Genomic DNA, 23,496 nt, shown 5'->3' on the forward strand with positions numbered 1-23,496 from the left:
TACTCATTATGCTTTAGCGCCGCCGCTGGTGGTGCAGAAATTATAGATCTGCCGGTTCAGTGAAAAAAGATAGGCCCTCGGACCGATTTTATTTATCGTCAGCTCATTCTCGGTTGCCGGCTGCAGGAGACGCAGCCAGGAAAACATCTCACCCGTCGTATCAGAATTAAATTTGTGCACGGCTTTAACCCGAAAGGTGTAGGTTTTCATGCCGGTGCGGTTAAGCGGGGTGATTGCAACATCCTGAAAGAATAACCGCTGCTCTCGCCGTTGATCCTGCACGGAATAATGAATAGCAATGCGGTTCGACTTAAGATCCAGCACCAAAGTTCCGTTCAGTATGAGCTCTCTCGGCTTTATATAAATAGTTGATTTGGCAGTGCAAATAAGATTATGTATTTCGTCTGCATCGCGCCTGGCTCCTTGATATACCAGCGTTGCCAGCATGATACATCCGCAGAGCAGACCGCACAGGATGACTAGTAGCGTTCTTTGATGGTAATGCATTTAGGTACCGCCGTTTCAACAGGGTTCAGACACTGCAAAAAAAGATTCATATTCGGTTCGCGGAGATAATAAAGATAATGTCCGTTCTGGCGAGATAGCGGCAGCGTCAGGGTGTGATAAGCCGAAACCACCTCCTTAAATGTCACTTTATCGGTGGCCATCTTAAAGAAGATATAGTCATCCTCATTACCGAGCATCCTGAAGCTACTGTTGTGTTTATTTTGCTCTGGCGCATGCTGAAATAGCATCGCAACACCCGTTAACAACAATAGTGTAATGGTCAGGACGAGAGGGCGTATTTTGGCTGAAATCTTTTTAACGTCCGGCGTGAGAGCCCGTTGGCTATCTTTTTCGCACCCGGCATCCCTGACGTTTTCGCATCGTGGCGTAGGTTCTTTTTTGATGGGTTCTAACGCCAATGATAACGAGACGCCAATTCGTGGTCGCGTAACAATATCGGCCGCATTCAGGCCAACAAGAACAAAGTTATTCCGCATCTGGTTAATGAGCTTGTAATAACTCGATTCGGAAACACAACCCGCACGGTTCTTCCAGACAAAATTAATAATATCTTCCTTTTTATATATTCCGCGATAGAAGGCAAGGAGTAAATTTGTCTCCGATTCTGAAATTTTAGTGATTTTATCACCGTTGGTTAATGTCATTTTAGCGCTGTCAAATATCACCTTTTTAGCTATTAGTAACGATTTCTCATCCATGGTAAACCCGATCTTTAATACGTTTTGCTGTCGCTTGCTATATTAACATGGGGCAGGAGGATTTCACCCCTCTTTGCATCAGTAGCCTTCTGTGACGACATTCATACTGATGCTAAAAATGTTTTTTATTTAGTTTACTTCCTTTTAAATCATGTGGTTATTTGGTTTTTGTGAATTTTTCTTACCGGCATTTGAATTTATGAATTTCCGCATGCCAGGTAAGTAAGGAAAATTTAAGGGTTATTCAGCACGTCAGGAAGCTCTTTTCCGAAAATTATTTCTAAGATTGGCCTTAAACATGATAGCGCCGCGGGCTATAACGCCAGTTGCTATACGCCCTGTTTCAGAGGGGCGCACAATAAAACTTGCCCGGCGACAAGCTATTTTGTTTGGCCTCAACCAAAGGACGTTTGCTTTATCTGCTTTATTAGCAGAGCGAGTAGCGTTAGTTGAAAATAAACAGCAATAAAGGAATAAACGACCATGTTCAAGAAAACGACACTGGCTTTGCTTACAGCCTCACTTTTTATTTCTACCAGTACATTTGCGATGTCCAATAATACCATTACCTTTCGTGGTGAAGTTTCCGATGAAACCTGTTCTGTAGCCATTAACGGTAATCAGGCAAAACCGGTAGTTATTCTGCCGACGGTGAGTGCCAAAGAACTGGCGAAAGGCGGCGATACCGCAGGTCAGGTGACATTTGATATTGGTCTCACCGGCTGTACGGGTAATGCCGATAAACCGACCAAAATCTCTACCGTTTTTGTCGGTAACCAGGTGACCAGCAACGGTAATCTTGGAAATACCGGGGACGCCGCCAACGTAGAAGTCCAGATTCTCGATACGGCTGAGAAAGTTATCAATCTGACCAACGGTTTCAAAGGTGAAGGCGATCTGCAGCTGAAGCCGGGAGAGACGGAAGCCAGCGCCACTTATACCGCGCAGTATTACGCCAACGGCGCGGCATCGGCTGGTACGGTCGAAGCCACTCTCCAGTACGCCGTTTCCTACCTGTAAAAACGCTTCCTGGTCCGGTGCTTGTCGTCGGACCCTTTTGATAGCAATGGAGTTGTTGCAATGAAAAAGGATGCTACCCGTTCAGGGCTGCGCTATCTGATGGCGCTGCTACTCCTGTTTCTTCCCGCTGCCGCGGTATGGGCCAGCGTCACCATTGTAGGCAGTCGGATTATCTACCCGTCGACCGTACCCTCTGTCGATGTACAGCTAAAAAATAACGATGACTTTCCCTATGTCGTACAAACCTGGTTTGACGATGGCGATATGCGTATTGGGCCAGAGAACGCGAGCGGCATTCCTTTTATCTCGACGCCGCCGGTATTTCGTATCCAGCCAAAAGCAGGCCAGGTGGTGCGCGTGGTGTATAGCCAGCGTAAAGCGCTGCCGCCCGATCGTGAATCTGTCTTCTGGTTCAATGCATTGCAGGTACCGCCGGCCAATATCGGCGGCCGTCAGCAGAATAAAGTGCTGGTGATGTTACGGACGCGGATCAAACTTTTTTACAGGCCGGAAGGGATTGGTTCACCGGGCAATCTGGCTAAAAAGCTGCAAGTTACCGTAGTGCGTAATGCCCGAAAAGGTGCCGGTATTGTTATCAGCAACCCGCAGCCCTGGTATGCATCCCTCAGCAACCTGAGCGTGACGGCAAGCGGCGTATCACGTCAGCTTAATGTCGAAATGGTTCCACCTTTCTCCAGCCGTACTTTCTGGATACCTGGAAAATTCAGCGCCAACTCGCTTAACGGTACCGTCACCGTGACGTTGGTTAACGACCAGGGTGCAAGGATAAGCGAGCGTTATCATGTCGCCGAAGGTTAAGTTCTGTCGCAAAAACATCTTCGTTTTCTTAGCCGTAGCCTGCTCCGGTCAGGCTTTTGGCGAAGAATACTATTTTGATCCTTCTCTGCTGCAGGGGACGGCTTACGGGCAAGGTATGGCGAGCGTTAACGGACCCGGTACGCCCGCCGGAGAGTATCTGGTTGACGTTATGGTCAATGGCTCGCTGCTAAAATCCGGCGTAAAGATCCGCTTTACTCCAGCTAATGGCGAACAACGCACGGAGCCCTGCCTTCCGTTATCGCTGATGCAGGCCGCTCGGGTAAAATCGCTCCCGGACAAAGCGCCTCAAAATAGCTGTCGTCCGCTCAGGGAATGGGTATCCCAGGGCGAATGGCAATTTGATAGCGCGATGCTACAGCTCCGGCTTACGCTGCCGATGAGCGAGCTGATACACAAGCCGCGCGGCTATCTTCCGCCTTCGCAGTGGGACAGCGGCGCGCTGGCTCTGTTTTTACGCCATAACACCAACTGGACCCACACGGACAACACCCACCAGCACTTCCGCTACCAGTATTTGTGGAGCGGGATCAACGCTGGCAGCAACATTGGACTGTGGCAGCTCCGCCATCAGGGTAACCTGCGCTATGCCGACAGCAACCAGAGCGGTAGCGACTGGCATTACAATCGCGTACGCAGTTGGGTGCAGCGACCACTCGCCGCAATCGACAGCATCCTGACGTTTGGCGATAACTACACTGACTCCAGTTTATTCGGCAGCCTGTCGTTTAATGGTATGAAACTCGCCACGGATGAGCGCATGTGGCCGCAGGGCAAACGCGGATATGCGCCAGAGGTACGCGGCGTGGCGGCAAGCAGCGCGCGGGTGGTCGTCAAACAGCTGGGCAAAGTTATCTATGAAACCCATGTTCCGCCCGGACCGTTCGCTATTGACGATCTTTACAACACCCGCTATCAGGGTGATTTGCAGGTTGAAGTGATTGAGGCTAACGGAAAAGTATCGCGCTTTACCGTGCCCTATTCTGCGGTTCCCGACTCGGTGCGACCAGGCAACTGGCACTACTCTTTTGCTGTTGGCAAGGTCCGCCAGTACTACCGCATCGACAACCGCTTCCTTGAGGGGACGCTGCAGCACGGGGTAAATAATAATCTCACTCTTAACCTCGGATCGCGGTTGGCGCATGATTATCAGGCCTGGCTGATCGGCGGCGTATGGGCGACCCGCCTTGGCGCATTCGGCATGAACGCCACCTGGTCTGGTGCGCGAGTGGAGCATAATGACCGTCAGCAGGGCTGGCGAGCGGAGCTGAGCTATAGCAAGACCTTTTCCACAGGCACTAATCTGGTGCTGGCGGCCTATCGCTACTCAACCGGTGGATTCCGCGATTTGGAGGATGTATTTGGCGTACGCCGACAGGCGCAAAACGGCATTGATTACTACTCCGACACGCTGCATCAACGTCAACGCCTTTCGGCGACCGTCAGCCAGCCCTTAGGCCATTCAGGTACGCTCAATCTCAGCGCCAGTACCGCCGATTACTACAATAATCAGTCGCGGATCACGCAGCTGCAGCTCGGCTACAGCAACCAGTGGCGAAAAATGAGTTATGGATTTAACCTCGCCAGGCAGCGTTCCACCTGGGACTATGGCCGCTTCTACCGCAGCGTTAATGAACCGCAGGATCTGAGCCAGCGGCACAAATATACCGAGACGACGCTGTCTTTTACTCTCTCCATTCCATTTGACTGGGGCGATAGCCCGACATCCGTAGCGATGAACTATAACCAGTCGCGCGCGAATCACTCTTCAACCCTGTCGATGACCGGGACCCGTGGCGAGCAGAGCGAACTCTCCTGGTCTGTTTATGGCGGCTATGAGCGCTATCGCAATGGGGACGAAGGGGCATCGACGACTTTCGGCGGTAATCTCCAGCAAAACACCCGTTTTGGCGCGCTGCGTGCGGGCTACGACCAGGGAAAGGACTATCGGCAGGTGGCGCTGGGCTCCTCCGGGACCCTGGTGCTGCATTCCGGTGGCGTGACGCTCGGTCCTTACGCCAGCGACACCTTTGCATTAATTCACGCCGATGGCGCGCAGGGCGCAGTCGTCCAGAACGGTCAGGGGGCGGTAATCGACAGTTTCGGTTACGCCATTTTACCTGCGCTATCTCCGTATCGTCGCAACAACGTCTCACTCGATACTCGCCAGATGCGCAGCGATGCTGAACTGACGGGGGGAAGCCAACAAGTTGTTCCCTATGCCGGCGCGATCGCGCGGGTGAACTTCTCCACGATTACTGGCAAAGCGGTGCTTATCGCGGTGAAAATGGCGGATGGCGGCATCCCGCCGATGGGGGCCGAGGTCATTAACAGCGAAGGGGCCGTCATTGGGATGGTCGGGCAGGGTGGGCAGGTTTATGCCCGTATCAGCACTCCCTCAGGCTCATTGCTGGTGCGTTGGGGAAAAGGGACCGATCGACGTTGCCATGTGCCCTACCAGTTCGATCTACATTCGCCTGAAAACGTGATTTATCTTACAACGACCTGCGAGAGGGAATAGTCTCATGTGTTATCTTCGCCAAACGCTGCTACTTGCTGCTACCCTGCTTTTCAGCACCGCGTCCTGGGCTAACTGCGTTAAAGTGACGGATAATAGTTTCCTTTCTGAGGCGGCGATTAAAGCAGGCTATACCGCGCGCTTCTGGCGCGGTGCCTTTGATGACAATATCGGTCATCTTGGTCTGCCGTCAGTCATTAGCGTTAGCGCGAATAATAAGTTCCAGCCTTCCGGCACCGTGCTTGCCAGTACGGTGGGTAATTTCCTCACTGCAGGCGTTCAGACGCCCTATACGGCAAAGCAGGTGCTTTACCGCTGTGATTTGCAGGACGCCGGGAAGCTGTATGAACTGTATTCAACCAACGGCGATAACTACTTTGTTGGCGGGCGTCGGGCGAAAGAAGTGGAGGGAGCCTACTATGACGCGGAACGTAACGTCGCGGTACGCATGACGAATCTGAGTACCGGCGAATACTATAGCCGCTTCTGGAAGCAGCGCCAGCTCACTGCGGATAGTTGGTTTCAGGACGATCGCGCAATTTATATTCCCGCAGGCGCATTTAGTAATGTCCTGTATGAGATGCTTAAAATCGCCGCCTCGGATCAATATATTTTTAACGACAGAATTAACAAAGACACCTATAACCAGCCGCGCGGTTATATCGCATTCAAGGGGCCTGGCTTACTGACCTCCGCTATTCAACCCGGTATGGATCATGCTTCAAGTTATTATGGTTGGCCCGAATCCTGGCCCGGTGCGTGGAGTAGCTACAATCAGGTCACCTATATTCGCGGCGCGGCCTGCTCCATTGAAGATTATCCCGCGACGGTGCTGCTTCCTACCATTACAGCGGAGGCGCTCTCTTCTGGCGAAAGCAGCGAAGCGCCTTTCAGCATAACGCTGGAGTGCGAAGCTGGCGCGATGTCCTCGACTCATCCCACCACTAGTGTCGCTAACGTAGCCTTGGGTTTTTTAGTCAATCAGCCCGGCGCCGTGGCCGCCGCGCGCCGCCTTGGCCTGACGACCACCGGCGGTGGGTTGACCTGGTTACTGGACACGCATTATGGCGGAAAGGGCGTGGCTTCCGGAGTAGGAATACGGATTTACGATCAGGGCGGTGTGCCGCTTAACCTTTTGCCGGACAAAGTGAGTACCGGGACGGGCAACTCCCGTGGCTGGTATGGATATAAAGAGCTCACCGTACTAACGAGCAAAAAAGACCGTGGTTCGGTAGAGGTCTGGCATGGTGATTTTACCGCCTCCCTTGAGGCGCTCGGTGGACAACCGGTAACGGTAGGGAGCGTGAATGCGCAGTTACAGGCAGTGGTTAGTTTTCAGTAAGGCGGTGTTAGCGCTGCTGTTGCTGGCAGGCGTCAATTCCGCGCCGTTTGCTGCGGTTAACGTTGACCGAACCCGGCTCGTATTCGCCGCTAGCGATATTGCCCAGTCGCTGACGCTCGCAAACGACAGCGTTACGCCAATGCTGTTACAAGTCTGGACCGACGCCGGAGAGACCGCCTCTTCACCCGATAATAGCCGTACGCCGCTGGTGGTATTGCCGCCCGTCTTTAAAATGCAGCCGGATGAGTTGAGAACGCTTCGCGTGATGCTGAGCTCGCGGCGCAGTCTGCCAGAGGATCGGGAGAGCCTGTTCTGGCTCAACATTTACCAGATACCGCCCGAACTGAGCGCGACGAAAAGCGCTACCCGCAAGCTAGTGTTACCCCTACGGCTGCGGTTGAAAGTATTTATTCGTCCGACCGGCTTAAAGGCGCCCACCGCCAATGATGAACAGAAACTGCGCTTCAGCATCGCTTCGCAGGGCATCACGATAACCAACCCAACGCCGTGGTATATGAGCCTGACAGTAACGGCAACAAAAGGAATCAGGATCGGTTCCATCATGCTCGCGCCGTATGAGCGGCGGGATGTGGTGCTCTCTCAGGCACCGGCCGTGGGAACGACGGTAAACTATGCGGTGATCAATGACTCCGGAAACTGGCGAACCTATACCGCAACCATTATGGCGAAAGAGAGTTGAACCCTGTTTTTTTACCCCATCCCTCACCGCGCCGCAGTAACGGATGTTTCCGTCGCGCATCCCTTCCTCACGCCGGGCTGCATAAGCGTGACGGCTGTGGTTTAATATTGACCAGGATTGACCAGGATTGACCCGGGCATCACTTGAGTTGATTATCCGCCAGGCGTAGCGGTTCCTTTTTTAAACATATATGATTTTTCATATTCAATGTTGATATTGCGTTTCCGTGGAGTATCCTGTCCGTCAACAATCGGGAGGAATGATGTCATTAACATCCTTACAGCTTTTCAAAAATCTGTCCGATGAAACCCGTCTGGGTATTGTGCTGATACTTAAGGAGATGGGGGAACTGTGCGTGTGCGATCTCTGCACGGCGCTGGATCAGTCGCAGCCCAAGATCTCCCGCCATCTGGCAATGCTTCGGGCAAGCGGACTGTTGTTGGATCGCAAGCAGGGGAAGTGGGTGCACTATCGTTTATCACCGCATATGCCTGTATGGGCAGCACAGGTCATTGAACAGGCCTGGTTAAGCCAGCGAGAGATCGTACAGGTCATCGCCCGCAAGCTGGCATCAGCAAACTGTTCGGGAAGCGGTAAAGCGGTTTGTCTTTAAAATTTGCCGTAACATATATGTTTTTTCAAATGTGATTTTCAGGGAGGGGAGATGCTACTGGCAGGTGCTATTTTTATCCTGACCATTATTCTGGTTATCTGGCAGCCGAAGGGGCTGGGCATCGGCTGGAGCGCGACGCTTGGCGCAGTACTGGCTTTGATATCTGGCGTTGTGCATGTGGGGGATATTCCGGTGGTGTGGAATATCGTCTGGAACGCGACGGCGACCTTTATTGCGGTGATTATTATCAGCCTGTTGCTCGACGAGTCCGGCTTTTTTGAATGGGCGGCGCTGCATGTCTCTCGTTGGGGAAACGGTCGTGGCCGTTTGCTGTTTACCTGGATCGTTTTGCTCGGCGCTGCGGTGGCGGCGCTGTTTGCTAACGATGGTGCGGCACTGATTCTGACTCCCATTGTCATCGCCATGCTGCTGGCATTAGGGTTCAGCAAAGGCACCACGCTGGCATTCGTCATGGCTGCCGGTTTTATTGCCGATACGGCCAGCCTGCCGCTTATCGTGTCGAACCTGGTGAATATAGTCTCGGCGGACTTCTTTGGACTGGGCTTCACTGAGTATGCGTCGGTAATGGTGCCGGTGGATATTGCTGCTATTATCGCCACGCTGGTTATGCTGCATCTGTTCTTCCGCAAAGATATCCCGCCGACTTACGATCTGGCTCTCCTGAAGGCACCTGAAAAAGCAGTAAAAGATCCGGCTACGTTCCGCACCGGCTGGATTGTTTTGATTCTTCTGCTGGTAGGTTTTTTCGTCCTCGAGCCTCTCGGGATTCCCGTTAGCGCAATTGCGGCAGTTGGGGCGGTAATACTGTTTACCGTGGCGAAACGAGGTCATGCCATTAACACAGGCAAAGTGCTGCGTGGCGCACCCTGGCAGATCGTTATCTTCTCATTGGGGATGTACCTGGTGGTCTACGGTCTGCGTAACGCCGGGCTAACCGAATACCTTTCAGGGGGGCTAAACGTACTGGCGGATAAAGGACTCTGGGCCGCGACGCTGGGTACTGGCTTCCTGATGGCTTTCCTGTCTTCGATCATGAACAACATGCCTTCCGTGCTGGTTGGTGCGCTCTCTATCGATGAAAGCACCGCAACCGGCGTTATTAAAGAGGCGATGATCTACGCCAACGTGATTGGCTGCGATCTGGGTCCGAAAATTACACCTATTGGTAGCCTGGCAACGCTGCTCTGGCTGCATGTACTTTCACAGAAGAATATGACCATCACCTGGGGCTACTATTTTCGCACCGGGATCGTTATGACTCTGCCTGTGCTGTTTGTCACGCTGGCCGCGCTGGCGCTACGTCTCTCTTTCACTTTGTCATGAGATACTGCTATCTATGAGCAACATCACCATTTATCACAACCCGGCCTGCGGCACCTCGCGTAATACGCTGGAGATGATCCGCAATAGCGGTACTGAACCCACCGTTATTCATTACCTTGAAAATCCACCGTCACGCGATGAGCTGGTCAAACTCATTGCCGACATGGGGATCGCGGTGCGGGCGCTGCTGCGTAAAAATGTTGAGCCTTATGAAGAACTGGGCCTCGCAGAAGATAGATTTACTGACGATCGGTTAATCGACTTTATGCTGCAGCATCCGATCCTGATTAACCGCCCGATTGTGGTGACACCGTTGGGGACGCGTCTGTGCCGTCCTTCTGGAGTTGTTCTGGATATTCTTCCCGATGCCCAGCAAGGCGCTTTCGCTAAGGAAGATGGCGAGAAAGTTGTTGATGATGCGGGTAAACGGGTGAAATAAAATCTCCTGGGAGCTGTCCCGGAAGAAATAAAAGGCGACGAAGCAGGCAGAGCAGCATGCCGCAGGAGGGATGACGCGGTGTACTGTGATGAAACTGCCGCAGATCAAGCCTGCCAGCGCAACATTGTTAGCGCAAGAGTGAGCATTTCGGATTGATGCGAACCCAAATATGGTTTTTTATAAAATTATATTTGGGTTTACTCCAGGTTATCTAATAGTAAGAACCTGCTATAACTTAAAAAAATCGTTGAGTTTCCGTCTGTATTATTCCCCATTGCAATAAAACAAAGGCGTGCTGACAAAGCTGATGATATAGTCTGTTTGATTAACGGAGTTAATGAGGAAGTTTAACTTTTTATTTTCTTTAAGGAAAAAAGAGGGGTAGTGTTGTTGCGCTAATAACTCCGGCAACGTATCAATCGGATTGGTATAGACTCTTTGGCTGGTGAGAAGATAGTCATCACCACTTTGTCTTTTATAATTAAAGTAGACTTCGCGACTTATCGCATATCGTTCCGGACCAAGGTGCGCGGTACCATTAATCAAAATAACGCCGCTGTTATCATTCATGATAAACCGGTAAGTTGCTTTAATTGCAAATTGGCCATGATATAAAGAGTGTTTCGCTTCGCAAACGATTTTGTCATTAGCATTGGCGTTAACCTGTTGAGGTAACCCTGTAAAGAACAATAAGAAAGCGAGCCATTTAATTTTTTTCATTTTTTGCCACAATGTAAGTTGTTGAGTCACATTTTAAAGACGCTTCCTTTCCGCACGTAAACACGGTTAACCGTGGTGACGTTGAAAAATATGAAATGAAATATTTGATGTCTTTATTACACACTAACCCTTCGTCATGAATAAAGTTAATGGCAAAATCGTTATTTATATTTCTGGCATTGGCAAAGTAGCAAGGTGGCGTGCCGTTGATATGCGAGTAACCTTCGATAATGAATTCATGATGAAAAGGGAAACGATATAAAAAAAAGGCGAACAAACCTATCAATGGAAGGAAAATTGCCAGACAATACGAGATCATTTTGATGGGTTTTTTATTTTCAGGCGTAAGCGGTGCTACTGTGTCAGGCTGCGCGAAAATTTCACCGGTTTGTATGCCTTTTTTATCCGCTAGCTGGTCATCCTGATACCGGTTATCTGTAACGGGAAAGATATTACGATCGTCTGAGACTGAGTGGATACGCTCTATCGAATTTTGTGGATTATCCTCATACTTTTCCACGGCAATGTAGGCATTCAGCCGCACACCCTTGCCACGAATAGTCAACAGAATGTTATCCGGGCAACCCAGTTTTTTTAATACGTTGCGTAAATTAACAAAGGACTGATAGTAAGCCGAATTTGATACCGTACGCTTAGCATCCTCACCCCAACCTGCAACCATTAAATCAGAGTGCGATACCAGCTGTCCCTGCCGTTCCAGAAGTAACTCCAGGCAATGGGCACTACTCTTAAGTATCGTAAATCGGGTTCCATCCTTTATCGATAACAATTGTTTCTCACCGGGAAGAAAAATAACTTGCTTATTCAAAATGTATTTAACCATAAAAATCACCAAAAACTAAAATTTATGAAACAAATTCCAAACCTTTAACCTTAAATATTTTCTCTCACTGGAGCCCGGAAAAATATGAAAATTCGCCAAAAAAATAATTTTGACAACTAATGATGAAATTTTGTTATGGTTTTTAACTCATTGTTTTAATTGTATTTTGAATTCATTTTTAGTTAATAAACTACCCCGACCAGGAATCTTCCCGCATCATAAGAATCTTCCAGCGCACAGGCCTGAACAGCCATGGTAATTGTGGGTTCTTGATGATTTTCACGAGGGAATATTATAGATGATTTATGAATTTTAAGTCACTTTTATCACATCAGTATGGCGTCACTACCAGGGGGCACTCTAAATCCAGAGTGCATGGAAACGATTGATTCTAGGCACTACATAAAATATTTCAATAAACAATCAATAAACAAAGGACAGGAAAAAGTGAACACAAAAACTTCAATTAAAACAATGCTGGCTTTATTTTCATTTGCAGCATTATCCGGGTCTGCATTTGCGGTAACGCCGACGGTCACATTCCAGGGCGAAGTCACCAGCCAGACCTGCTCGGTCAGCATCAATGGTGAGACAAACTCCGTTGTTCTGTTACCGACAGTCTCTACCGCTGACTTTGGCGGAAACCTGGCGAATGGACAGACCGCCGGGCTGACGCCATTTACCGTGACGGTGAGCGGTTGTACTGCCCCGGCGGCAGGCGAGGGCCCTCAGTTGATTAAAACCCGTTTCCTGGGGTTTGATGTCGACAGCGCCAGCGGTACGCTGGGTAACCGCGCAGTCACTGATGCTGCGGTCGGTTATGGTATCCAGCTGACCACCACCGATGCCGGAACGACGCCTGTCGTGCTGTCAGGAGTAACCGATGTTGCAGGCCTCTCTTTACCCGAGGGAGACACCTCCACCAGCCACTCCTTTGGGGCACAATATTATGTTATTGATGCCGCTTCTGCTACGCCGGGTGCGATTACTGCCGTAGCGGAATATACCCTGAGCTACCTCTGAGTTTATAAAAACACAGGCCGTATACCCGGCCTGTGTTTTAAAAAGTAAATGATATTAATATTAAAATAATCTTGCGGAATATATTCCCGATGCGATTGATACTGCGATTGTTTGTTCTGTTGATATTCGGTTTTACCGGCTATGCAAATGCAGGCGTGATATTAACGGGTACGCGAATTATTTATCCGGAAGGCGCCAAAGATAAAACGCTCCAGTTAACCAACCAGGAGTCTCAGTCTTATATTGTACAGGTACAGATTGACAATGGAACGCCGGAGGGTTTTGCCCCGTTTATAGTCACTCCGCCGGTTTTTCGTATGGAGCCTCATAGCGGTCAGTCTGTCCGTTTGACCTATTCCGGAGAGCCGTTGCCGGGCGATCGGGAATCTGTCTTCTATTTTAATTTCAGCCAGCTGCCGTCGTTAAAAGCCGGAACGACGCAACAAAATAAGTTAATTTTCGCCATCACTAATCGGGTGAAAGTTTTCTACCGCCCGGCGTCGCTTTCGGGGCATCCGGAAAAAACGTCAGAGCATATCCATCTCAGCATGGAAGGTAAGCAGATCAGGATAGTAAACCAGAGCGAATATCACGCCTCTGTTCGTCGGGCCACGCTTGTCCGCAACGGAAAGGATATTCGCCTCGCGGAAGGGGTGATGATTTCACCTAAATCCGGACTGGTCGTTACCCCGTCGTCAGAAATAACCAGCCTCAGAGGCCTTCTTTTACGTCTTGTGCTTGTTAACGACTATGGGGTGGATATTGTGACTGAGCGTCGATTGTAATGCGTTTTTATTTGAGCGAATATCCCATGGCAGGTATCAGGTTATTTCTCCTGACCCTTTTAATCCCCGCTTCCGTAACGTTTGCTTCCGGCACGAGTATTACCGGAGCGGCAGGGATAGCTGAAGAAAATGATTATACTTTTGACCCTGCTCTGTTTCGCGGCGGTCGTTTCAGTGAAACCGCGCTGATGCGGCTGAGCAAACCGGGAAATATTGCCCCCGGCAACTTCAAAGTAGATGTTTACGTGAATGGTGGATTCGTCAGCAGCGATAATATTACCTTCAGTGAAACAGAAAGCGGGCAGGTGCGGCCGTGCCTGACGCCCGGTCAGCTTGCGGCAGCCGGGATTGCGCCCCGCAACGGTCTGCCTGCCGGCGCAAAAGAGAACAATACCTGTCTCTCCCTCAGCTCGCTGATTGAAGGCAGCAGCAGCCATTTTGACACATCCCGGTTGCGGCTCGAGCTGAGTATACCGCAGGCTGACATGAATATCCGGCCGCGCGGCTATGTTGATCCCGGCGAACTGGAAGCCGGCAGTTCTCTGGGATTTATTAACTACATCACAAACTATTATCACGTCTCTTACTCCGGTAATAACGCCCGGGACTTGGACTCCGGCTGGCTGTCCATGAACGGCGGGATAAATCTGGGGATGTGGCAGTTCCGCCAGTTATCAAATGTACAGTGGAATCGTGACTCGGGCGCAAACTGGAATACTCTCCGCCGGTATCTGCAGCGCCCGTTGCCGGCATTGAACAGCCAGCTTACCGCCGGTGAACTGAGCACGACCGGGCGTCTGTTTTCAGGTCTGAGCTATAAGGGGATAAGCCTGGCCACCGATGAGAGAATGTTGCCGGATTCCATGCGAGGGTATGCCCCGGCCATTCGCGGAGTGGCAGGCAGTACGTCGAAGGTGACGGTCTCCCAGAACGGGCGACAGATTTACCAGACCACGGTCGCTCCCGGCCCGTTTGATATTAACGATCTCTATCCGACCAGCTACAGCGGCGATCTGGATGTTGAAGTCACTGGGGCCGACGGCAGCGTAAGCCGGTTCAGCGTGCCGTTCTCCGCCGTACCGGAGTCCATGCGTCCGGGGATCTCACGCTATGGACTGGCTGTCGGGCGTACCGTTGACGCTGGCGATAACTCTCTGTTCAGCGACTTGACCTGGCAGTACGGGCTGAGCAATGCCCTGACGCTCAATACGGGACTGCGGATCGCGGATGACTATCAGGCGGTCATTGGCGGTGGGGTCTACGCCTCTTCTGTAGGCGCTCTGGGCCTGGACATCACCGCCTCCCGTGCGGGGATGCCGGAGGGCGATGACGTGAAGGGCTACATGGCCCACATTTCCTGGAGTAAAACATTCCAGCCGACAGCAACCACCGTGACGCTGGCGGGCTACCGCTATTCGACCTCAGGCTATCGCGAACTTGGTGACGTCCTGGGCGTAAGAAAAGCCATGCGCGACCACGATCGCTGGACCTCCACCTCCTGGCAGCAACAATCCCGGTTTGATATCTCCCTTAACCAGGGGTTTGGTTCCTTCGGCAATATTTATCTCTCAGGCTCCACGCAGAATTACCGGGACGGCCGGAGCCGGGATACGCAGCTGCAGGCGGGTTACAGCAACAGTTTTCATAACGGTATGAGCTTCAACATTTCCCTTTCCCGCCAGCACGCAGGCGGGAGCTATGAGGCCGGCAGAAAGGAAACCGTGACCGCAGTATCCGTCTCCTTTCCGCTGGGATTCAGCGATAAAAATAACACCCAGATTGTCAGCAACTCCTGGACCCACGCCTCCGGCGGCGGCGACCAGTTTCAGAGCAATACCTCTGGCATGATCGATGATGCCCGGACGCTGAGTTATAACCTGGGGGTGATGCGCGACCAGCAGTATCATCAGACAACGATAAGCGGCGGCCTGCAAAAACGGCTGCCCAACGTCAGCGTGGGGCTCAATGCCTCCCGGGGTGAGGGGTACTGGCAGGCGTCGGGTAATGCGCAGGGGGCGCTCGCCATTCATTCTGGCGGCGTGACGTTCGGACCTTATCTGAGCGACACCTTCGCGCTGGTTGAGGCTAAAGGCGCTTCAGGGGCAAGCGTATATAACTCCGGCCAGTCGATTATTGACAGCCAGGGTTACGCCCTGGTGCCCTCTGTCACACCCTATCGTTACAGCAGGGTAACGCTCGATCCCCAGGGAATTGATGGCAACGCAGAACTGGTTGACAGCGAGCGGCGGGTCGCGCCGGTGGCCGGCGCTGCCGTCAGGGTGGTATTCCGCACCAGGACGGGCCATGCCATGCTGATTAATGCTCGTCTGCCAGACGGAGAGCCGGTCCCGCTCGGGGCGGATGTCACTGAACCGGACGGGACGATTATCGGTATGGCCGGACAGAACGGACAGCTCTATTTACGTACGGAGCACGCTGAGGGAGAGCTGATCGTTCGCTGGGGTGACGACGAGCGGGATCGCTGCCGTCTGGCCTACCGCATAAACCCCAAAGAAACCACCCGGCACCTGACAAAACTCAGCGCAGTCTGCCGACAGACGCCTGATGCGCAGCGATGAAGATAATGATGATGAAAAGACGAACTTTCCTGCTTAACTTGCTGTTTGCCTGCCTGACGCTTTTCAGCCTCCGGGCCGGCGCCAGCTGTTCCCTGACCCTGGTTACCCAGACCGAAGACTCCTATGTCGCGCAGATACCGTTCGGGAAAATTAACCTGACGGATACTTATCTGCAGCCGGTCGGTACCATGCTGGCCAGCATCGTGGTGCCGCCAACGAATTACACTCACGGCGGGGCTAACGGCGCTTCGGTACTCTGGGAATGTGATGCCGCGGATCTTCCCAATATCTATTTTCTGGTCGCCACGAATGGCGACGATCGCGTCGGCGGTTTTTATGATATCGGCACGGTCGACGGCCTGAGCGACGTCTATGCCACCTGGTTCGCCTACGTCGGGATCAGACAGACCATGTCCGGCGTCACGCTGACCCGCCACTGGCAGAAGGTTCCCATCACATCATACGCCACAAGCTCAACGGGGAGGATTCAGATCCGCCTGCAGGATATCCCGCCTCTGGTCGCCGAGCTGTACCGGATCAGCAGCCTGCCGGGAACCTCCGCCGCATCGGCCTATTGTGGTAACAACAATGATGATGGGGTTGGTATTGGCTATGCTTCCGCGACGGGGCGTAACTATTACTGTCAAAATTCCGTCATGACTCAGCCCAACGCCTACATCCAGCTGTCCGGCGACAGCAGCGTCAGCTTCAGTTTCGCACGCGATTTCCCGGGTGAGGACAGCGCCTATAACTACGATTTCTGGGGAGCGGATAACGGCTTTGGCTACGGCATGCGGCTGGCGAACACCCTCTATTCCCTGCCGACATGCGTGGCGCGCAATGCCACCCCGCAGGTTTTATTTCGCACAATTTCTATTGCTGAACTCGAACAGGGGGGGAGCGCCAGCGCCAGCTTCACCGTGCAGGTAGAGTGCAGTGATTCAGCCGAGTCGGGTACGGCTGCAGGCCAGACGGCGATTGGTATTCAGGTTTCCCCGGGGTCATACAGCGCGGCCAGCACGCTGGGGCTGGTGAACGGCAGCGGCGGCGTGACGCATCTGGTCTCTGATGATTATTTTGGCGAAAACATGGCCCGGGGCGTGGGAATTACCCTGCAGAATGCGCAGGGGAAAAGAATGAACTTCGTGGGTCAGCCGGGGACGGTATCCCTGACCACGCCCGGTGGCGAAAATGCCGGATGGTATCCGGTACTGGAGGCGGCCGATAACGCTGGAAGCACCATGGCGGGATATACGCACTACAGCAGCACATTTTTAGCCACCCTGCAGAAACTGGACGGCCAGGCGGTCACCCCCGGTAAAGTTTATGCCACAGCCTATGTTCTGGTGAAAATACAGTGAACAAAGTTCGCCGCGTTGGCTGGATATCGGTGCTGTTGATAATGTTTCTCGCGCCATTACGCGTTTATGCCGGACTGATAGCGAGCGGCACGCGAGTCATCTATACCGAAGGAACCCGGGAAATCAGCCTGATGCTGGCTAATACCAATTCCTGGCCGGTCATTGTGCAGAGCTGGGTTGATGACGGCAGCGGCAATCCGGCCTATACGGGGGCGCCTTTTATTGTGCTGCCTTCCGTGTTTCGCCTGCAGCCGGAAGGAATACAGGGGCTGCGGATTGTCTATAACCAGACGCCTTTGCCACGAGACCGCGAGAGCGTGTTCTGGATTAACCTCTATGAAATTCCGCCCGTCAGTAAAAATATGCCGGAGCAATCCCGGCTGCAGCTGGCAATGAACACCCAGTTAAAAATATTTTATCGTCCACAAGGTCTCTCTCCCGCTCCCGAGAGTGCGGCCGCACGTCTTAAATTCCGGGCAGTACAAGAAGGCGGGCGCTGGTACGTGGAGTGCGACAATCCCACGCCCTGGCATATATCGTTTACGGACATTATTGTTCGTCACGGAAAAACGCAACGGCATGTTGAGCGGGAAATGGATATGATGACCGCGCCTTTTAGTCAGCGCCGTTATGCTCTTTCGGGGAATATACCGGTGACGAGCGCCAGCGAGATTCAGTTCTACTATGTTGACGACCGGGGTGCCATTCTAAATGACCATACTCGGTTATGATGTCTGCTCACGGCCTTGAACGATTGAAAATTTAAACGACGTACCCCCCGCCATTTTATATGATTTAAGTTTCTTAACCTCTTAAACCTGCAGGGAATTACCCATTTGGTTTCTCATGCAGCCTCTTGTTTATATTGGTTTTTTACTTTGTTTTTGACTTCTGTGATTAACAGGCTGGTGGTCGGTGATTTATATTGTTTATAAATAAATATTAAACCGGAGTTTAATAGCTTTGAACATCATCAACATAATTACCGACGATGTGTATTTTTTGCAGGGGGCCAGGCATTTATTGAATGAGGCGGCAGAAAATCATGCCGTGTTATACAATGACATAAATGCATCGGGACTGAGAGCGGTGGTGAGATCTTTTGCTACCTACGATCAAAAAGTTATTTTATATATTCATTGCATCAGGAAACGACGAGTGTTATTACGCCTTGTTGCGGCTTATAATCTGCAGGTGTTTGTTATTACGCATTGTAAAGTATCAGATTGCAACAATGATAAGGACCCTATGATCATTCCTTCATTCCTATCGAAAAAAGAGTTTTTGCAAAAAATAAAATCAGCAAAGAGAAGCGTGTATAGAAAAAGCTCGCAGCGGTCTAAAAGGATATTTAAAGGACTGTCGGCAGGAGCCAGTGTGAAGGATCTCGCGGAAACCTTGAATATCACCCAAAAAGCTGTTTATGCCATTAAGAATCACACTATAAAAAAATTTGGTTTTAAATCCACGAAAATGAATGGCTTTTTACTTTGCCGCGATTTATTAGAAATGAATGAAATAGGCTTGCGCTATAAGAGGATCGTAGACGGGAACTTTGTGTCGATGAATGCCAGGAGATCCTAGAGCCTGCGCGCGGCAAATCGCTGGCATCCGCTCTCGCAGGAAGGCATACGACCTCCTCGTTTGCACTACAGTTTCTGAGCGTCGGTCTGCGGCGGCGCAGAACTATCCTGATACCGCTTACGCAGTTTCAGCAGCCGGGAAACCAGTATTACCACGGCGAGACCGGCCATCAGCGCCGCGCAGTGGAAGGCGATTCTGCCACCAGCATGGAAGTAGATCCAACGGGTTGCCTCAATGGAAGCGGCAAACGCGCTCAGGGCCAGAATATTCAGCGTGGCGGACACGGTGCCTTTTGGCAGATGATGGGAAAAGAGCGTGAAGCGGAACAGCACCGGGTAAAGTAGCCCAATCCCCAGCGCATAAATGCTGGTACCCAGCACCGACCAGAACCAGACATGCGGCCACAGAAGATTACCGACCAGCAGGATCAGCAGGCCGGTCAGCTGTATCGGAATGGTACGCCAGATAAAGCGCGGCGAAGTGGGGTCTTTTACCACGTTCGCCACGATCGCGCTGGCGATAATCAGCCCACTGAACACCGGCACCTGAGTCCAGGCATATGCCGCGGGAGACATGCCGCCGTGCTCAATCAGAATCACCGGAGAGAGCGCCACCCAGGTGATCATCGGCACGTTGCCAAAGGCCACCGCCAGCGAACCTGTCAGCACCACGGGATGACGAAACGCCGCGATGAAATCAGCCAGCACTTCCCCCGGTTTAAATCCCCGCCCCTGAGAGATAACGGTTTCCGGCATCTTAAAAAGCAGCAGGGCCCAGGCCACCAGGCCCAGCGCGCCAATAATGGCAAACAGCAGTTTCCAGTGCATCACCGTCATTAGCGCCGCGCCGGCCAGCGGTCCGATAACCGGCGCAAGCAGGACGATAGAGGTCAGCGCAGCCATGATTCTGATTGAATCGGTTTCCCCAAACGCTTCCTGAATCGACACATAGCCCACGGTCGAGATAAAACAGATGCTGGTTCCCTGGATAAAGCGGGCGACGAAGTATTGCGCGATCGAAGCGACAAACAGCATGCTCAGGCAGGAGAGAGCAAAAACCAGGGCGCCGGTGAGCAGAACGGGGCGGCGGCCGATACGATCTGACAGAGGGCCCAGCAGCCACTGCAGCGCCAGGCCTCCAGCCATATACAGGCTGACCGATGCCGGAGCAAGGGTGACATCAGCCTGAAGCTCGTTGATGATATGAATAATGCCTGGCTGAATAAGATCCGTGGTCAGGTAAGCCGAAAAATCATAAATAATCATCGCCAGCGGAAACAACATGACGCTGCCGTACTGGATTAAACGCCGTGGCGGGGTATTCATGCGGGCTCCGGGGAATCTGCCATCCTGCATCTTAGTATCTGTAAACCAACTCAACCGATCCTAAACGGAGATAAAATAATCCTGTTTTTTGTGTGGTTTTTGGGCCTTATACCACGTGCGCACATCAGCGCTGGACGTGAGGCAATCGGCGCTCTATTGTCATCAACATCCGGAAGTTGTCATTCATTAAAGGCTCTTGAATAACGGGATATCTATGTTACTGATCTTTGGCGGCCTGCCCGGTACCGGGAAATCAACCATTGCTCGCCTGCTGGCCGCCAGGCTGGGGGCCGTCTGGTTACGAATCGATTCGATTGAGCAGGCGCTGATCCGCGCCGAAACCGTCACCCGGCACGATATAGGACCGGCCGGATATCTGGCGGCCTACGCCATTGCGGCGGATAACCTCAGGCTGGGCAACGTGGTGATTGCCGATGCGGTAAATCCCATCGCCATTACCCGCCAGGCCTGGAGAGAGGTCGCGACCGAGAATGCCGCGCCTTATCTGGAGATAGAAGTGACCTGCTCCGACCAAACGCAGCATCGGTATCGCGTGGAAAACCGCGCAGCGGACATTCGCGGCCATATCCTGCCGGACTGGCAAAAGGTCATCACCCGTGATTACGAACCCTGGCATTCTGCCAGCCTGGTGCTGGATACCTCAGTACTGAGCGCCGAAGAGGCGGTAGAGCGGATCGTTGCGCATATTGAGTCGCACCGCCGGTAAGCCTATGAACACTCCCCAGGCGAGGGAAAAAAGCGGTCGCTCAGACGACCGCGTGGTATCAGAAAACGTCGCCGGTAAAGATATTCTTTTTCAGTTGAGTAAAGTCGTAAGTCGCCAGCTCTTCAGCGCTTTGGGTATAGTAAGTCAGACTTTCTGAAATCATCAGGTTTAGCTTATTCCCTTTTTCCTGAACGATAATCAACGGCTTTTTAAACGCGTGGGCATAGCCGATTTCGTACGCCGTACCGCTATCGACGTGATCGTCAAAGAAATCAACAACGGCAACCACCACCGTGGCTTCGTCGAGATGCTTGATATCGTTCTTAAAGATGAAATCGCGCCAGGGTAAAGTGCCGTATTCCAGATTCTCCGCATCGGCCAGGCGCGGTGAGAAAAATTTATCTACCGTTTTATTGGCGGTCAGCGCCTGTTCGACGCGCTGGACGCGATCAATCTGGTCGTCGCTGAAAAAAGGACTCGCAATATAAATATTTACCATCAATCGATTCTCCTGAAGATTCATTGAAAGCTGCAGTCGACCGGTAAAAGTTCGCCTGACAGTCTTCTTCCCTGATAGGCAGTTAGTCTATTCACCTGAGTCGTTAGAATAACTTTATCGATGGATGCTGACTATGTTACGTGCGGCAAAGTGCGCTTTCTCTCGTCCGGCCGATGCCGCCCGGCATCGGCGGCAAGACTTTACATAAAGAACTTCACGGCCTGCTGGAGGGTGGTGCCGACGCCCCATAAAAGCGGCACGCTCACCGCTAACCAGCTTACGGTTAACAGCAGCGTGGACGGGCGGGCCTCCCACGTGAGCTGAGCATCCTTATTGATGGTATACAGACCTTTCGCCTGCTGTTGCTGTTCCGCGGTCATCGCATGCTCTTCCGTCAGCGGACGCACCAGCTGATTACAGATAAAACCCAACACCAGCAGGCCGGTCAGGACCATCAGCGTTATATCGTAGACGCGCTCGGGCGGGACCCCGTGCGTCAACTGATACTCGCGCAGATAGTTCACCAGAACCGGGCCGCTGATCCCCGCCGCCGACCAGGCGGTTAACAAGCGTCCATGAATCGCGCCCACCATTTGTGAGCCAAAGACATCAGCCAGATAGGCGGGAATACTGGCAAAACCTCCGCCGTACATCGAAATGATAATGCACATCGCGCAGACATAAAGCGCGATATAGCCGCCGTGATTCACCAGCGGCAACGTCCCGTACAGCACGGCGCCCAGGCAGAAAATGATCGCAAAGGTCATTTTTCGCCCGCACAGATCGGATACCGATGCCCAGAAAAACCGTCCCAGGATGTTAAACAGGCTGAGCAGGCCGGTAAATCCTGCGGCCATGGTAGCAATGCGTTTCAGCTGCTCGCCGTTCAGCTCATGCCAGCTGAGATCGAGCGACAGCAGTTTGCCGGCAAAGATCTCCTGCAGCATCGGCGAAGCCATACCGAGAATACCGATCCCCGCGGTGACGTTGAGCCATAGCACCATCCACAGCAGCCAGAACTGTGGGGTACGGCAGGCGACGCGGACGTGCACCTGGATCGTGGGATTATTGCGGATCGTTTTTTGCGCCTTCTCGCCCGAAGGGTGCCAGCCCATGGGCGGCAGGCGATAGCCAAAGGTACCGGCAAGCATAAATAGCGCATAAATCGCCGCCAGCGCCAGAATGCTTTGCCATACCCCGTTGCCGGTCGGACCGGCGAAGTAATTCATCAGACCATTTGCCAGCGGCGCCCCCACCAGCGCTCCCCCGCCAAAACCCATGATCGCCATCCCGGCCGCCATTCCGCGCTTGTCAGGGAACCAGCGCAACAGCGTCGAAACCGGTGAAATATAGCCCAGTCCGAGACCGATTCCGCCGATGACCCCGGCCCCCAGCCACAGCAACCATAGCTGATGGAAATAGATGGCGACGCTGGATAGCAGCAGGCCGCCGCACCAGCATAAGGTGGCAATAAAGCTCACCAGCCGCGGTCCAACCTTCTCAAGCCAGCTGCCCCACAGCGCCGCCGAACAGCCGAGAAAAACAAAAAACAGCGTGTAGGTCCAGCCGAGCATGGAGATTTTCCAGTCGCAATCGCGGGTAAACAGCTGCTGCCAGAACGACATATTGACGGGGCATTGAAGGGACTCGCTTCCTCCTATGAGCTGCGACATAGGCAGCCAGTAAACGGAAAACCCATAGGCCATACCTATGCAGAGATGAACGGCCAGTGCGGCCGGTGGCACTAGCCAGCGGTTAAAACCGGGCCTGGCGATGATACGTGGTTTCGCGAAAAAATCGCGTAGGGGAGAGACCGGTGCGGTCGCGATGTTTTCATTCATTTGCGCCATTTTCCTGTCCTTTTTATCTACATTGGCCGACGAATGCTGCGGTCGGGGAACGTAGATAAAAGGCAAGAAAGGTGCCATTTGATTAATTTGTGTACAAAAATGGCGACTGAAGCGAGCAAGCTTCGTCGAAGGGATGAGGCGAAAAGCCAGCCATCGGCGA

Annotated in this window: 22 protein-coding genes; 15 read left to right on the forward strand and 7 right to left on the reverse strand. The window is 52.4% G+C overall.

Features of this window, described 5'->3' with window-relative positions; all coding sequences use genetic code 11:
- Positions 1-6: 6 nt before the first annotated feature.
- Both KO1_RS14555 and KO1_RS14560 read right to left on the reverse strand, forming a co-directional pair.
- Positions 7-447: a hypothetical protein gene (locus KO1_RS14555; protein WP_023321600.1), complete on the reverse strand. Its 441-nt coding sequence runs from the start codon at positions 445-447 to the stop codon at positions 7-9.
- A gap of 32 nt (positions 448-479) precedes the next feature.
- Positions 480-1,226: a winged helix-turn-helix domain-containing protein gene (locus KO1_RS14560; protein ID WP_024274684.1), complete on the reverse strand. Its 747-nt coding sequence runs from the start codon at positions 1,224-1,226 to the stop codon at positions 480-482.
- A 483-nt stretch (positions 1,227-1,709) separates the two neighbouring features.
- Here KO1_RS14560 and KO1_RS14565 point away from each other — a divergent pair, with 483 nt between their 5' ends.
- From KO1_RS14565 to arsC, 8 genes are all read left to right on the forward strand, one after another.
- A complete protein-coding gene (locus KO1_RS14565) occupies positions 1,710-2,246 on the forward strand; it encodes a fimbrial protein (RefSeq protein WP_004105475.1) in 537 nt (178 codons plus the stop codon).
- A gap of 60 nt (positions 2,247-2,306) precedes the next feature.
- A complete protein-coding gene (locus KO1_RS14570; RefSeq protein WP_024274683.1) occupies positions 2,307-3,065 on the forward strand; it encodes a fimbria/pilus periplasmic chaperone in 759 nt (252 codons plus the stop codon).
- The gene (locus KO1_RS14575; protein WP_064406953.1) at positions 3,049-5,604 is read left to right on the forward strand and encodes a fimbrial outer membrane usher protein; all 2,556 of its coding nucleotides are present in this window, start codon (positions 3,049-3,051) and stop codon (positions 5,602-5,604) included. Before KO1_RS14570 ends, KO1_RS14575 begins: the two co-directional genes overlap by 17 nt.
- A 4-nt stretch (positions 5,605-5,608) precedes the next feature.
- Complete coding sequence (gene stbD, locus KO1_RS14580) at positions 5,609-6,943, forward strand: fimbrial usher protein StbD (RefSeq protein ID WP_064406954.1); 1,335 nt, start codon at positions 5,609-5,611, stop codon at positions 6,941-6,943.
- Positions 6,909-7,643 carry a fimbrial assembly chaperone gene (locus KO1_RS14585; RefSeq protein ID WP_064406955.1) on the forward strand — a complete coding sequence of 245 codons (735 nt, stop codon included), beginning with the start codon at positions 6,909-6,911 and terminating at the stop codon, positions 7,641-7,643. The genes stbD and KO1_RS14585 overlap by 35 nt, the downstream gene beginning before the upstream one ends.
- A 262-nt stretch (positions 7,644-7,905) precedes the next feature.
- A complete protein-coding gene (locus KO1_RS14590; RefSeq protein WP_024274679.1) occupies positions 7,906-8,256 on the forward strand; it encodes a transcriptional regulator in 351 nt (116 codons plus the stop codon).
- Between the two features lie 51 nt (positions 8,257-8,307).
- A complete protein-coding gene (gene arsB, locus KO1_RS14595; RefSeq protein ID WP_064397297.1) occupies positions 8,308-9,600 on the forward strand; it encodes an arsenite efflux transporter membrane subunit ArsB in 1,293 nt (430 codons plus the stop codon).
- Positions 9,601-9,613: 13 nt separating this feature from the next.
- Entirely contained in the window at positions 9,614-10,039 is a 426-nt protein-coding gene (arsC, locus tag KO1_RS14600) for a glutaredoxin-dependent arsenate reductase (RefSeq protein ID WP_047720697.1), read from the forward strand.
- A gap of 264 nt (positions 10,040-10,303) precedes the next feature.
- Here the strand turns inward: arsC and KO1_RS14605 are convergent, their stop codons facing one another.
- Both KO1_RS14605 and KO1_RS14610 read right to left on the reverse strand, forming a co-directional pair.
- The gene (locus tag KO1_RS14605) at positions 10,304-10,759 is read right to left on the reverse strand and encodes a YqeJ family protein (RefSeq protein WP_004105463.1); all 456 of its coding nucleotides are present in this window, start codon (positions 10,757-10,759) and stop codon (positions 10,304-10,306) included.
- Entirely contained in the window at positions 10,746-11,603 is an 858-nt protein-coding gene (locus tag KO1_RS14610; protein ID WP_064406966.1) for a winged helix-turn-helix domain-containing protein, read from the reverse strand. The genes KO1_RS14605 and KO1_RS14610 overlap by 14 nt, the downstream gene beginning before the upstream one ends.
- A 474-nt stretch (positions 11,604-12,077) precedes the next feature.
- Here KO1_RS14610 and KO1_RS14615 point away from each other — a divergent pair, with 474 nt between their 5' ends.
- The 6 genes from KO1_RS14615 to KO1_RS14640 all read left to right on the forward strand — a co-directional run bounded on the left by KO1_RS14615 (position 12,078) and on the right by KO1_RS14640 (position 18,935).
- A complete protein-coding gene (locus KO1_RS14615; RefSeq protein WP_032729050.1) occupies positions 12,078-12,626 on the forward strand; it encodes a fimbrial protein in 549 nt (182 codons plus the stop codon).
- 107 nt (positions 12,627-12,733) lie between these two features.
- Positions 12,734-13,411 (forward strand): fimbrial biogenesis chaperone, encoded by a 678-nt coding sequence (locus tag KO1_RS14620; protein WP_016809688.1) that lies wholly within the window; start codon positions 12,734-12,736, stop codon positions 13,409-13,411.
- 26 nt (positions 13,412-13,437) lie between these two features.
- The gene (locus KO1_RS14625; protein ID WP_064406967.1) at positions 13,438-15,990 is read left to right on the forward strand and encodes a fimbria/pilus outer membrane usher protein; all 2,553 of its coding nucleotides are present in this window, start codon (positions 13,438-13,440) and stop codon (positions 15,988-15,990) included.
- Positions 15,991-16,001: 11 nt separating this feature from the next.
- Positions 16,002-17,351, forward strand: coding sequence for a fimbrial protein (locus KO1_RS14630; protein WP_224227114.1), 1,350 nt, complete (start codon positions 16,002-16,004; stop codon positions 17,349-17,351).
- Entirely contained in the window at positions 17,348-18,082 is a 735-nt protein-coding gene (locus KO1_RS14635) for a fimbrial biogenesis chaperone (protein WP_064406957.1), read from the forward strand. Before KO1_RS14630 ends, KO1_RS14635 begins: the two co-directional genes overlap by 4 nt.
- Positions 18,083-18,314: 232 nt before the next feature.
- Positions 18,315-18,935 (forward strand): helix-turn-helix domain-containing protein, encoded by a 621-nt coding sequence (locus tag KO1_RS14640; RefSeq protein ID WP_004105453.1) that lies wholly within the window; start codon positions 18,315-18,317, stop codon positions 18,933-18,935.
- A gap of 65 nt (positions 18,936-19,000) precedes the next feature.
- On the opposite strand, the gene KO1_RS14645 is transcribed toward KO1_RS14640, so the two are convergent.
- Positions 19,001-20,260, reverse strand: coding sequence for an MFS transporter (locus KO1_RS14645; protein WP_049128266.1), 1,260 nt, complete (start codon positions 20,258-20,260; stop codon positions 19,001-19,003).
- Between the two features lie 214 nt (positions 20,261-20,474).
- Between KO1_RS14645 and KO1_RS14650 the strand changes: the two genes are divergently transcribed.
- Positions 20,475-20,987 (forward strand): P-loop nucleotide/nucleoside kinase family protein, encoded by a 513-nt coding sequence (locus KO1_RS14650; RefSeq protein ID WP_023321589.1) that lies wholly within the window; start codon positions 20,475-20,477, stop codon positions 20,985-20,987.
- A 58-nt stretch (positions 20,988-21,045) separates the two neighbouring features.
- On the opposite strand, the gene KO1_RS14655 is transcribed toward KO1_RS14650, so the two are convergent.
- Together KO1_RS14655 and KO1_RS14660 are read right to left on the reverse strand one after the other, a co-directional pair.
- The gene (locus KO1_RS14655) at positions 21,046-21,486 is read right to left on the reverse strand and encodes a nucleoside 2-deoxyribosyltransferase (protein WP_004105447.1); all 441 of its coding nucleotides are present in this window, start codon (positions 21,484-21,486) and stop codon (positions 21,046-21,048) included.
- A gap of 200 nt (positions 21,487-21,686) precedes the next feature.
- Entirely contained in the window at positions 21,687-23,336 is a 1,650-nt protein-coding gene (locus KO1_RS14660) for an OFA family MFS transporter (protein ID WP_047720700.1), read from the reverse strand.
- Positions 23,337-23,496: the final 160 nt, after the last annotated feature.

This window comes from Klebsiella oxytoca NBRC 105695, assembly GCF_001598695.1.
In the GTDB taxonomy this organism is placed as follows: Bacteria; Pseudomonadota; Gammaproteobacteria; order Enterobacterales; family Enterobacteriaceae; genus Klebsiella; species Klebsiella oxytoca.

What these genes read in the sequence shown, in the direction of transcription:
- KO1_RS14590 (WP_024274679.1), top strand. Translation starts at nt 7,906, where the DNA reads ATGTCATTAACATCCTTACAGCTTTTCAAAAATCTGTCCGATGAAACC.
- KO1_RS14565 (WP_004105475.1), top strand. Translation starts at nt 1,710, where the DNA reads ATGTTCAAGAAAACGACACTGGCTTTGCTTACAGCCTCACTTTTTATT.
- KO1_RS14645 (WP_049128266.1), bottom strand. Translation starts at nt 20,260, where the DNA reads ATGAATACCCCGCCACGGCGTTTAATCCAGTACGGCAGCGTCATGTTG.
- KO1_RS14560 (WP_024274684.1), bottom strand. Translation starts at nt 1,226, where the DNA reads ATGGATGAGAAATCGTTACTAATAGCTAAAAAGGTGATATTTGACAGC.
- arsB (WP_064397297.1), top strand. Translation starts at nt 8,308, where the DNA reads ATGCTACTGGCAGGTGCTATTTTTATCCTGACCATTATTCTGGTTATC.
- KO1_RS14615 (WP_032729050.1), top strand. Translation starts at nt 12,078, where the DNA reads ATGCTGGCTTTATTTTCATTTGCAGCATTATCCGGGTCTGCATTTGCG.
- KO1_RS14660 (WP_047720700.1), bottom strand. Translation starts at nt 23,336, where the DNA reads ATGGCGCAAATGAATGAAAACATCGCGACCGCACCGGTCTCTCCCCTA.
- KO1_RS14555 (WP_023321600.1), bottom strand. Translation starts at nt 447, where the DNA reads ATGCTGGCAACGCTGGTATATCAAGGAGCCAGGCGCGATGCAGACGAA.
- KO1_RS14575 (WP_064406953.1), top strand. Translation starts at nt 3,049, where the DNA reads ATGTCGCCGAAGGTTAAGTTCTGTCGCAAAAACATCTTCGTTTTCTTA.
- KO1_RS14625 (WP_064406967.1), top strand. Translation starts at nt 13,438, where the DNA reads ATGGCAGGTATCAGGTTATTTCTCCTGACCCTTTTAATCCCCGCTTCC.
- KO1_RS14630 (WP_224227114.1), top strand. Translation starts at nt 16,002, where the DNA reads ATGAAAAGACGAACTTTCCTGCTTAACTTGCTGTTTGCCTGCCTGACG.
- KO1_RS14605 (WP_004105463.1), bottom strand. Translation starts at nt 10,759, where the DNA reads ATGAAAAAAATTAAATGGCTCGCTTTCTTATTGTTCTTTACAGGGTTA.
- KO1_RS14585 (WP_064406955.1), top strand. Translation starts at nt 6,909, where the DNA reads ATGCGCAGTTACAGGCAGTGGTTAGTTTTCAGTAAGGCGGTGTTAGCG.
- KO1_RS14655 (WP_004105447.1), bottom strand. Translation starts at nt 21,486, where the DNA reads ATGGTAAATATTTATATTGCGAGTCCTTTTTTCAGCGACGACCAGATT.
- stbD (WP_064406954.1), top strand. Translation starts at nt 5,609, where the DNA reads ATGTGTTATCTTCGCCAAACGCTGCTACTTGCTGCTACCCTGCTTTTC.
- arsC (WP_047720697.1), top strand. Translation starts at nt 9,614, where the DNA reads ATGAGCAACATCACCATTTATCACAACCCGGCCTGCGGCACCTCGCGT.
- KO1_RS14650 (WP_023321589.1), top strand. Translation starts at nt 20,475, where the DNA reads ATGTTACTGATCTTTGGCGGCCTGCCCGGTACCGGGAAATCAACCATT.
- KO1_RS14610 (WP_064406966.1), bottom strand. Translation starts at nt 11,603, where the DNA reads ATGGTTAAATACATTTTGAATAAGCAAGTTATTTTTCTTCCCGGTGAG.
- KO1_RS14570 (WP_024274683.1), top strand. Translation starts at nt 2,307, where the DNA reads ATGAAAAAGGATGCTACCCGTTCAGGGCTGCGCTATCTGATGGCGCTG.